At 50.8% G+C, this 10,512-nt stretch carries 8 protein-coding genes; 7 read left to right on the forward strand and 1 reads right to left on the reverse strand.

Translation table 11 applies throughout. From position 1 onward, the window contains the following. The first annotated feature begins 80 nt into the window (after nt 1-80). The 6 genes from BN6471_RS07085 (at nt 81) to BN6471_RS07110 (ending at nt 7,516) form a co-directional block, all read left to right on the forward strand. Nucleotides 81-485, forward strand: coding sequence for an organic hydroperoxide resistance protein (locus BN6471_RS07085; RefSeq protein ID WP_066649904.1), 405 nt, complete (start codon nt 81-83; stop codon nt 483-485). Nucleotides 486-487: 2 nt separating this feature from the next. Further along, nucleotides 488-1,480 carry a linear amide C-N hydrolase gene (locus BN6471_RS07090; protein WP_066647036.1) on the forward strand — a complete coding sequence of 331 codons (993 nt, stop codon included), beginning with the start codon at nt 488-490 and terminating at the stop codon, nt 1,478-1,480. A gap of 228 nt (nt 1,481-1,708) precedes the next feature. Further along, entirely contained in the window at nt 1,709-2,290 is a 582-nt protein-coding gene (locus BN6471_RS07095) for a WxL domain-containing protein (protein WP_066647037.1), read from the forward strand. 78 nt (nt 2,291-2,368) lie between these two features. Further along, nucleotides 2,369-3,457: a WxLIP family cell surface protein gene (locus BN6471_RS07100; protein WP_066647044.1), complete on the forward strand. Its 1,089-nt coding sequence runs from the start codon at nt 2,369-2,371 to the stop codon at nt 3,455-3,457. A 7-nt stretch (nt 3,458-3,464) separates the two neighbouring features. Then, entirely contained in the window at nt 3,465-5,783 is a 2,319-nt protein-coding gene (locus BN6471_RS07105) for a pectate lyase-like adhesive domain-containing protein (protein WP_066647046.1), read from the forward strand. 110 nt (nt 5,784-5,893) lie between these two features. Further along, a complete protein-coding gene (locus tag BN6471_RS07110; protein ID WP_066647048.1) occupies nt 5,894-7,516 on the forward strand; it encodes a putative polysaccharide biosynthesis protein in 1,623 nt (540 codons plus the stop codon). Nucleotides 7,517-7,566: 50 nt separating this feature from the next. Here the strand turns inward: BN6471_RS07110 and BN6471_RS07115 are convergent, their stop codons facing one another. After that, a complete protein-coding gene (locus BN6471_RS07115) occupies nt 7,567-8,415 on the reverse strand; it encodes a tyrosine-type recombinase/integrase (protein ID WP_066647050.1) in 849 nt (282 codons plus the stop codon). 582 nt (nt 8,416-8,997) lie between these two features. Between BN6471_RS07115 and BN6471_RS07120 the strand changes: the two genes are divergently transcribed. Continuing rightward, entirely contained in the window at nt 8,998-10,473 is a 1,476-nt protein-coding gene (locus BN6471_RS07120) for a hypothetical protein (RefSeq protein ID WP_147553999.1), read from the forward strand. The last annotated feature ends 39 nt before the right edge of the window (nt 10,474-10,512 follow it).

Here is a 10,512-nt window from a genome sequence, read left to right on the forward strand (position 1 = left end):
GCCTTTTTTCGTGAAAACGTTTGGTGCACTGTGTTTTTGGTTATTACTAATGCAAATTCGATTGGAAAGGAATCATGACCATGAAAAAGATTTATTCTGTAAAAATGACGAATACCGGCGGACGTGCGGGAGAGGTGTTTTCAGACGACCATTCGCTCGATTTGAAGATCGCCGCGCCTGGCAGCGGACAGGAGGGGGCGACCAACCCGGAACAACTGTTTGCGGCAGGCTACAGCGCATGCTTCAACAGTGCGCTTGAGCTTGTTATGCAACGGGCTGGCATCAAGGCGAAAAGCACGGTCGCGATCGTCGTTTCATTGTATGAAAGAGAACCTTTTGATTACCTGATCGGCGCAGATATCGAAGGACACGTGGAAGGACAGTCCGCAGAAAAGACGCAGGAGCTGCTGGAAAAGGCGCACGAGGTTTGCCCATATTCCAAGGCGACGCGCGGCAACATTGAAGTGACGTTGAAAGCAGTCTGAGGATGTGTACGGCATTGACGCTGCAAACAGCGCAGAAAGAAAATTTCTTTGGACGCAGTATGGATTTTTCTTATGCCATCGATCCATCCATGTATGCGCTTTGCGCCGGTTACCGGTGGAGCAACATGCTGGGGAACGTACAGTTTACAAACGATTACAGCTTTTTGGGCATCGGACAGGAGTTGGATGGAAAGATCACCTTTGCAGACGGCGTAAATGAAAAGGGGTTTGCGGCAGCGACGTTGTATTTTCCAGGATATGCGCACTATGGAACGGTTACAAAGGAAGCCCCCAAAGCGCAGATCGCGGCGCTCGAAGTGGCCAGCTATCTCCTTGGGAAATGCAGCTGCGTCGGCGACGTGCGCGAAGCGCTTTCCCGGGTGGAGATCGTGAGCGTGCCCGACCCCTTGACCAAAACGGTCGCGCCGCTGCATTGGATCATGACCGACAGGAGCGGAAAATGCCTGGTGGCGGAACAAACGGAAAAAGGGCTTGATTTATGGGACAATACGATCGGCGTATTGACCAACAGTCCGGATTTTAAGTGGCATATGGCCAATTTGCGTAACTATATGAACGCTGCGCCGCAGCAGCGTGAAGAGGTGTTATGGGGGCAGACCCCATTGAGGCCGTTTGGAAACGCCTCGGGGACGGACAGCCTGCCCGGCGGATATACGCCGCCTGCCCGGTTTGTGCGCACTGCTTACCAGAAAAGTTTCGTACCGGTGCCCGGCAGCAGGGAGGAAGCGATCCTCACCTGTTTCCATATCATGGAAGGCGTGAGCATCCCCAAAGGAGTGGTGGTCACGAGCAGGGGTACCGTGGATTATACCCGCTATGTGGCATTCATGAATACGGCGACGTGTGAATATTTTTTCAAAACATACGACAACAATGGGATATTGATGGCCCGGCTGCCGCAGGACATGAAAAAAGGCTCGGCACCTGTTTGCCTAGGTAAACTGAAACGTCCGCTTGTTTTCCAGCCAATGTAATACATAGGAATTCCAAAAAGGCTGCATATTCAACGAATATGCAGCCTTTTTGCGCAAAATATGCACGCTCATGTCACGCTTTTCGCGTGTCGATTCAGCCGTTCTGTTCGTTCCGGGACAGGAGAGGGGTATATTAGATGTATCATTACGCAAGTAGCGAGTGTTCATATTAGCACGGAAATAGCGTGTTTATATAAAAATATATAATACTGGAAAGGAACAGAAAGAATGCAGAAAAAAGGAAAGGTTCTTATATCGGCAGTCCTCGCCGTAGTCATGGTTTTAGCGATGGGGGCGATCGCCTTTGCAGCCCCGGCGGACAGCGATATGTCGGAAGCAAAAATCGAATTTACGGCAGGTAACCTGGAGTTGAATGCAGTACCTGCTTTAAACTTTGGCTCGCATACCATCGATAATACGACGGTGGATTTTGAAACGCCGGCAGGCCCCAGCACCATGCAGGTCGCTGATGCACGGGGAAGCGGGTTGGGCTGGAAAGTGACGGCACAGCTGGGCACGTTCAGCGTAACAGGGGGGACAACGCCTATCGGAAGCGCGACGATAACCCTTACGAACGGAACACCCTCCGGAATAGGCACGAATGACACGGCTCCGGTAGCCAAAACACCGGTGACCCTTGCAACGGGCGGCGCGGCAGACACGGTGGCGACAGCGGCGGCAGGCAGCGGACGAGGTACATGGAACGTTTCGTGGCCGGCAGACAACGCCTCGATCAATGTCCCCGTACAGCACCAGCAAATCGGCACACATACGGCGACATTGTCGTGGACGCTGGAAGACGCTCCGTGATGGTACTGGAATGATGGAAAAGCATATCCGGGGAATCGTTTCCCCGGATATGCTACATGAAAAGGGATAGGAGATAAATTGGGAAAGAAAAAACTCAAAATTTCAGTTTTACTGGTCGTGGCGGCTTTGCTGCTCGCTTTGATCCCGGCTATGGCATTTGCCGCAGGCAAAAGCGAAACAGTCGGCTTTTCCGTGAGCGCAAACCTGCCGGACAACCAAAATGACAGCGGCGTTTCTTACTTTGACCTGCAAATGCGTCCGGAACAAAAGCAAAGCCTGGATATAACGGTATACAACGAAAACACGGAAGAAATCAAAGTAAAAGTAGGGGTAGTCAGCGCCTCCACAAACGCAAACGGGATCATAGACTATAAGACGCCGGATATCAGGGACGAAACGCTGAAGACGCCGTTATCGGAAATCGCGGAAGTGAGGACGCCGGAGCTGGTTATTCCCGGTGGAAAAACAGCTGCGGCAGTCGTAAGCATAGAAATGCCAAAAGAAGAATATGACGGCGTGATCCTTGGCGCGATCGTACTGACGCAGGTAAAAGAAGAAAGTCCGGAGGAAAGCGCGCAGGAAGCGCAGCAGGGCGTATATATCAACAATGAATACAGCTATGTAGTGGGCGTGAAGCTTACGGAAACAGACGCAGGAATCTTCCCTGCATTTGAAGGGGTGCAGGCACGACCGGAGCTGCTCAACTACAGGGTCAATGTGATCCACTATATCAGGAACAGGGAAGCGGCGATCGCGAAAAACGTACGGCTCGATATCGAGGTTTATTCGCAAAACGAACAAGCGGTCGTAAAAACGAGCCATGGGACGGTCGATATGGCGCCGAATTCGGTGATGCCGTACGCGCTCATGTGGGATGGGGAGATCGCCCCAGGTAAATATGTAAGCAATGTTTCGATGAAACTTGATGATAAAGAATGGAAATTTGAACTGCCGTTCGAGGTCAGCGCGCAGGCGGCGCAGGAGATTAACAAGGAATCTGTGGAGCAGGGACAAGACATACCGTGGTGGGCGATCCTGCTGGTCGTGATCCTCGTGGTGCTCATACTGGTCATCATGCTCCTGCTGGTTGCGATGAAGCGAAGGAAAAATACGGAAGAAAAAACAGAGATAGGGCAAAGGACGACGAGGGCCGGAAGGAGAAAATAAAGATACGATGAGAAAGGCGGCTGGGAAAAAGAGGTTCAAAATGAACCGTATCATATTGCTGATCCTGGCCGTCGCACTCATAGCAGCGGGAATTCCGGCCTATGCGCAGGAAACTACCCAGCTGCCTGCAGGACAGGATATGGCAGTGGCAGATGAGCCGGAAACGCTGCCAACTGAGGAGCCGCAGGAGGAAAGTGGGACGCAGCCCCCAAAAACGCTAATCGGGCAGGAGAAGGAAGAAGAATTGCCGGAAGCAGGGAATACACCGGAAGTATCCCCAGCGTTGCCATCGCCGCCACCTGTCCTGGAAACGGCAGAACCACAGCCGCAAGCGGAGGAAAATACAGAAGAACTGTCGATTATGCCGCTCACAATCGCGACGGATGGGCTGGATGCAAACGAAGTGATGGTAGATAATTTTGCCGACCTGAAAACAGTGCTGGAAGATTACTCGGCCTACGCGGGCGTTGATACCATTTACCTGAATGGCGATATCACATACCTTGCGGGCGGTATCGCGGTCAATAAGAACAGGAACGCCCTTACGATCATAGGACACCCAAAGGGAGAAGGCGGCCAATATACGATTACCGATATCGCGGGCGGAGCTCCTGGAAACGCAATCCGCATCCTAAAGAACAATTTTAATCTTACGATCAGGGATATCAATATTAATGGGAAAAATTATTATGGGCCATTCGTCGTATATGACGGATACACCGGGTGTACAATCAGCTATGAAAACGTGACGTACAACGGCCCGCAGATTACATATAACCGTCGGGGCATCGCGCGTTATATCAACTGTTCCATTACCATTGCCGGTACGGGCGGCGACCCGGCGCAGGAGGTAGCAGAGCTGGCGCAGCTTGAGATCGGCGGGAATACGACGTTTACCAATACGGCGGGTGCGACGTCGATGTTCTGGTTTGCCGGAAATTTCGGAAGCAACCAATACTTGAAAGTGCTTGACGGTGCGCAGGTGACAGTCAGCCATAATTCGACCGCGTCCCCTTACGGTTTTATCTATGTGGAGGGACTGGGCGCGGCGGTCAACCAAAGGCCGGAGATCACGATCGGCCAGAACGCGTCCCTGGCGGTGAGTACGAGGGTGGGCTTTACCCATATCGACCACCGCGTGGAGTCGATCGAAATCAAGCAGGGCGGAAAGCTGAGCATCATGCAAACGAGCGACCCGGGGAACTATCCCACGGTGCACTTAAACTCATCGCTTACCGTACAGGACGGCGGTACGCTCGAGGTACAGCGCGAAGCAAACACCCGTGCAAGCGGGCTGATCCGTTTTTATAATACCGGAGGAAGGGTAACGCTCAACAATCCGAAAAGGATACGGCTTTATAATCCCTACGGGCGCGTGGTCACTGCGCGCACGGGAACGGCAACGATCAGCGGGACGGTTGGCGCGATCAATGCATGGACGACGGATAAGGGATATACGGACAGCGTGGACAATATGCCCGCGAATATCTGGAACAAAAACGATTCGTCGGCTATGAGCATGAGCGCAACGCTGGGAACGGCAGCGGTGACTGCCGCTTCCATTTCCAATCAGGCGGAGGGAGATCCGTTCACAGCCGAGTTCAACAGCGCTACCTTTAATACCTATGCGATGCCCATGCTGGTCATGGGAAGTTATTTTCTCGATACGGATGAAGTATATCCAAACGATACGGCAATTTCGGGCACGGCGGACAGCGCTGCCGATATCAGGGCAGGCTATACGAACGGCGGAATACAACAGGCGTTGAGCGCCACGGCGGACGGCAGTGGAAAATATAGCATGGCGATACCTGACTCGCCGATCGCGCCGGATACGGAGATAACGGCCATGAGCCATAGGAATTACCTGAAAGCACGTCACGTCACAAAGGTACTGGAACAGCCGAGCATCCTCCGCTTCCTCGCCGTACCGGATGATCTGGCTTTTGCTACAGCGAACATCTCGGCATTGCCGCAAACAGTTGGCAGGCAGGACGCGGGTTGGACGATAGCTGTGGAGGATACGCGGGGAACAGGCAGCCGCTTCCGGGTGGATGCGAGCATCGCACAGCCGCTCTTGGGGGTAGGAGGTACGACGACGTACACTCTGCCGGATGCCCTCGTGTATGTGGATGGGACGGGACAGCGGCACACGCTGGGGAACGTGCCTGTAACCGTATATGATGGGACAACGGGGACTTCCGCCCGCACGGATATCAATTGGGCTGCCGACAAGGGTCTGCTCGTTTCACTGAGCGGTGGGGAAGGACAGCCGGGGATTCCCTACAGTACGACAGTGGAATGGTCATTGATTGACGCTCCCTGAATACAAAAAACAGGGGATGGTTTATTAACTTTCCCCTTTGGGGATTCCGTGATATAATATACCCCGTACGTATGCGGCGTATACCGCAATAAAGACAATAGGGGTATGCTATGTCAAGCACGACAAAAAGCCTGATCAAAAGTACGTTGATATTAGGCGCTGCCGGCGTGATCGTCAAGATCGTAGGCGCGCTTTACAGGATCGTTCTCGCGGAGTTCATTTCTTTGGAAGGAATGAGCTATTACCAGCAGGCGTTTCCCGTTTATTCGGCCCTGCTCATCATTTCCACGGTGGGGCTGCCCATTGCGATTTCAAAACTTGTGTCCGAGCGTGTAACGACAGGGGACTACAGGGGGGCGTACGCCGTTTTCAAAACGTCGCGTATGTTCCTTATTTTGGTTGGCGTCATTACGTCTGTTGCCATGTTCTGTTTGGCAGGGCCGATCACGCAGCTGCAGGCATTGCCCGGCGGACAGTATTCGCTGATGGCGCTTGCGCCCGCTTTATTCTTCGTATCCGTGATGTGCGCATACCGCGGCTATTTCCAAGGGCTGCAAAACATGAAGCCTACGGCGCTCTCGCAAATCATTGAGCAGTTCGTGAAGGTAGCGGCGGGGCTGGCGCTTGCATATTTGCTGCTCAAGTGGACGGGACGCATGGAATTCGGCGCTATGGGCGCGCTCCTCGGTATTACGATCTCCGAGGCGGTTGCGCTTTTGTATACGATGGGCGCATACGGCAAGCAAAAGAGGCAAATGACCGAGGATATGATGCTGGCTTACAAAAGCAAGCTTTCGTGGCCGGAGATCAAGCCTTTGCTGGGCAAAGTGCTGGTGCTGGCACTTCCCGTTACAGTGGCGGGGCTCGTCATGCCGATCGTCGCCTTTGTGGATTCCGTTATCATCCCGCGCAGCCTGCTTGCCCTGGGATATGAAAGCACTGCGATACGCAGCATGTACGGGACGCTGTCGGGCGGCGTACTGACGATTATCAATTTGGCGGCGATCGTTTCGCAGGCGCTGCAAATGAGCGTCGTGCCCGCGATCAGCGAAGCGCTCAAGCTGGGCGACGGCGACCGCGTCAAAGCAAACGTACTGCACGGGATCAAGTTTGCGTTTTTGGAAGGGATACCGGTGACGGTTGCGTTTTTTGTATTCGCATCACCGATCTTTTCGTTCTTATATCCGAGCTCCACACCTGCGCAGCACGAGCTTGCGACGGGCCTGCTTATGACTATGTGCTCGGTAGCAGTGTTCCTGCCGTTCATGCAGACCATGACGGGAGTGCTGCAGGGGATCGGCAAACAAAACCTGCCGCCTATCGCGCTTGCGGTAGGGGCGGGGGTCAAGATCGGGCTGAGCTTGTTTTTGATGAGTATTCCGCAGATCAACATTTACGGCGCCGTTATTGGGACTGTCATGTGTTATATTATTGCGGCGGTCATGAATTACCTGTTTGTGCGCAAGTATACGGGCGTACGCATCCGGTGGGGGGAGCACCTCTTAAAGCCTGTCGCTGCGACAGCCGTCATGGCGGCCGTTGCCTATTTGGTATATTCGCTGATCGCTCCATACTCAAATGCGGTCGGCGTGCTTGCATGCGTGGTGGCCGGTTTGGCCGTATACTTCGTTATGCTGGTGCTTGTCAAGGCGGTAAACGAGAGGGAAATGCTGCAAATCCGCGGAGGGAAAAAGATTGTACAGGCGCTTAAAAAGCTGCATGTATGGAAATAAGGATATAACGACAAAAGCCGCCCTTTAATGGCGGCTTTTTTGATGCCTGTTTACAGGTCTACATCCTCGATTTTGGCACGTTTTTCCGCATTTGAAGTGCGGGTATAGATGCGCGTAGTCTCGATGCTTGTATGTCCGAGAATGTCTGCTAAGGCGGTAATGTCGTTATGCTTGTCGATAAACTGTTGTGCAAACAGGTGCCTTAAATTATGGGTAAACAGTTTGGAACAGGGGATCCCCGCCGGCCCGCCGATATCTTTCAGTTTGCGGCAGATATATTCGCGGCTGATACTCTTGTTGGAGGAAGAACCCCGGAAAATCGTACCATGCGTTATGCCGTGCTTCTTGCAATACCGCATCAGCAGGGTGCACAGGGAACTCTTCAAAAGAACGTTCCTGATCTTACCTTTGTTGACGACACGGGCAGTCCCCTCGTTGATCGCTTCGACAGTGATATATTTGAGTTCCCCCACGCGGATGCCTGATCCGGCGATGGTTCGGATGATGTAATACATTTTTTCATTTCTTTGTTTGGCAAAGACGAGGAGCCTGTTATATTCCGCGATCGAAAGGCCGTTTTCCACACTGCTTACGTGCTGCAATTTCAGTTTCCGCAGTTTCAGGTAATCCCAGTGGTTGTATTTAAAGAAACTGTTGAGCGCAGAAATCGCGGTATTGATCGTGCCGGGAACATAGCGTTCCTCCATGTTTTGCCTGAACAGGACGATATGGGATTTATCGAACATCCCCACCTTCAGCTCATATTCCAGAAAGTGTGCGAGGTCTTTCACATATTTGGTGTAAAGACGGATGGTTGCCGGAGCCTTTTCCTGTTCAAAGAGATACTTGGAATATCTTCCCTGGCTCTGCTTTAAATATTCAATTGTGTTTTGCTTCATGCTTACCTCCTGTTGTAGTTGTGTGAAACACACATAATAATAGTGGACACAGAGTTTGTATAGATGCTGAAAGAAGTGTAAAAGATATATGAACTTCGCTATTATACCATTGATTTCGATGTATACATCGGTTACTATGAAAAGAAATAATGGATTAAAAAAACAAACGTTCCGTATATATAAATACACGGAACGTTTGTCGATACTTATCACAATTTTAGATAAATTCACCATATCACTTAACATTCTTTTTGTCAACAAAATGTTACAAAATTCTTTCAATTCGCGTCGAATTCTCTTTGTAAAGCCAAAAAAACAATTTTCCTGAATGAAATTTTCCAAGCCAAAATATTCTGGATTGTTTGGTATTTTGAATAAATATGCAAAATAGATTCATAGAATATTGGTATGCTTTTGAAAGATGGCATAACAAAGCATTTCAATCTTTGAGAAGGAAAACAGCGGAAGCACCGTGGATTTTGCAATTTAGGGAAAGCGCGTCCGCAGCAAGTGGAGATTCCGTGTATTTATATACACGGAATGGAATACACACGATATATAAGGGCAGGGGAGGCGAACAATTTGAACGGACGTAGCCGGGTGTCAGGCAGATTGCGGACAGCAATAGCGGTGCTGTGCGCATTATTTGCGTTATCGTTCACGCCGTATACATTCGCTGTGGAAACACCCCCGCCTTTCGCGGCGGAAACAGAAAGTGCCGATTCTGTTGATGAAAAAACAATACCGGACAATAATGGTATAGATCATGAAAATTCCATCCCCCCCGCACAAGCAACAGGCGGCAATATACAAATTACAACGATAGACCAGTTGCAGCGAATCGGACAGGATGAAGCATATCCCCTTGACGGAAATTATGAATTATTGAATGATATCGATGCGCAAAACCTGCCTTTCCAGCCCATTGGCTCGAAGGAGCAGCCATTTACGGGCGTTTTTAACGGAAATGGATTTAAATTATCCAATGTCGAAATAAAATCAAAAGATGGGGTTTCGGGAATATTCGGATATTTTTGTGGCACTCTTTTTAGTTTAGACCTTCAAAATGTAAAAGTCAAGGTTACAGATATAACCGGTACTTTATTTGGAACTGTGGCCGGCGAAGCGGATGTTAGTAACGTTTTTATTACAGGAGAAATGACCGTTCCGGAAAATACGGAAATTGGGATTGCCGGTGGTTTGGCGGGGGCGATCGAGAGCGCCAAACGTTTTGAGAAAGCGGCGGCCTTTGTATCGATTCCACAGCAGAATAAACTGACGGGTGCGCTCGTGGGAAAGAGCAGTGCGCCATCAGAAGCGTTCAAAGATTGTATCTGGTCGTCCGTGTATGGGCAGGATAACGCCTTGGGGCTGGACAGCACGGTGAACGGCTCGGAGGGAATCGGAAAGATCGAGACAGACCCGAGGTATCTTACATTGATGCTTGGGGATGCGGGGGCGCTGGTTACGGCGAATATAGACCAGGCAGGACAATATGGCCTGGCCTTCAAAAATTTCTTTTTGGAAGATGAAACTATACTGGAAAAATCCGGTATGAATGATGGAAGCGTGCAAGTGAAGCCCAAAGCGGATATTGGCGCGACGCAGGTAATTGCGGTCTATGAGAAAGCTTATCGGGACGGGACGAAGGATGAAATCCGTTTTGCAACGCCGGTGATCATCTCAAAAGATATCAACGAGCCGGTACAGCTTGAACCGGTGGATCCTGTCTTTCCGACACAAATCGAGGAAGTGAAAAAGCTCGATTCGATCCTGCCGACGGAGATCGAGGATAAAACGGTTGAAATCACGACGTGGAAACAGTTTAAAAATATCGGCAATACGGCGTACGACGAGCGGTACACCATGGAGGCGGATTATGTTTTGGGGGCGGATATCTTCGCTGACGGTGGGGAATTCAGCCCCATCGGGACGGAGGAAGATCCGTTTACAGGTACGTTTGATGGAAAAACATACAAGATTGATGTCACGGCAAACCCAGGCATTGATTTTGATGCGGATTACAACGGATTGTTTGGGGTAGTAAGGCAGAAATGATGAAAGACTTGAGAAGCGTTAAAGGTTCAAAAGTCACAG

It is taken from the genome of Christensenella timonensis (assembly GCF_900087015.1).
Classification (GTDB): Bacteria; Bacillota; Clostridia; order Christensenellales; family Christensenellaceae; genus Christensenella; species Christensenella timonensis.

Bases quoted from the DNA above. Each gene is read 5' to 3' on its own strand.
- BN6471_RS07085 (WP_066649904.1), top strand. From the start codon at position 81: ATGAAAAAGATTTATTCTGTAAAAATGACGAATACCGGCGGACGTGCG.
- BN6471_RS07090 (WP_066647036.1), top strand. From the start codon at position 488: ATGTGTACGGCATTGACGCTGCAAACAGCGCAGAAAGAAAATTTCTTT.
- BN6471_RS07095 (WP_066647037.1), top strand. From the start codon at position 1,709: ATGCAGAAAAAAGGAAAGGTTCTTATATCGGCAGTCCTCGCCGTAGTC.
- BN6471_RS07105 (WP_066647046.1), top strand. From the start codon at position 3,465: ATGAGAAAGGCGGCTGGGAAAAAGAGGTTCAAAATGAACCGTATCATA.
- BN6471_RS07110 (WP_066647048.1), top strand. From the start codon at position 5,894: ATGTCAAGCACGACAAAAAGCCTGATCAAAAGTACGTTGATATTAGGC.
- BN6471_RS07115 (WP_066647050.1), bottom strand. From the start codon at position 8,415: ATGAAGCAAAACACAATTGAATATTTAAAGCAGAGCCAGGGAAGATAT.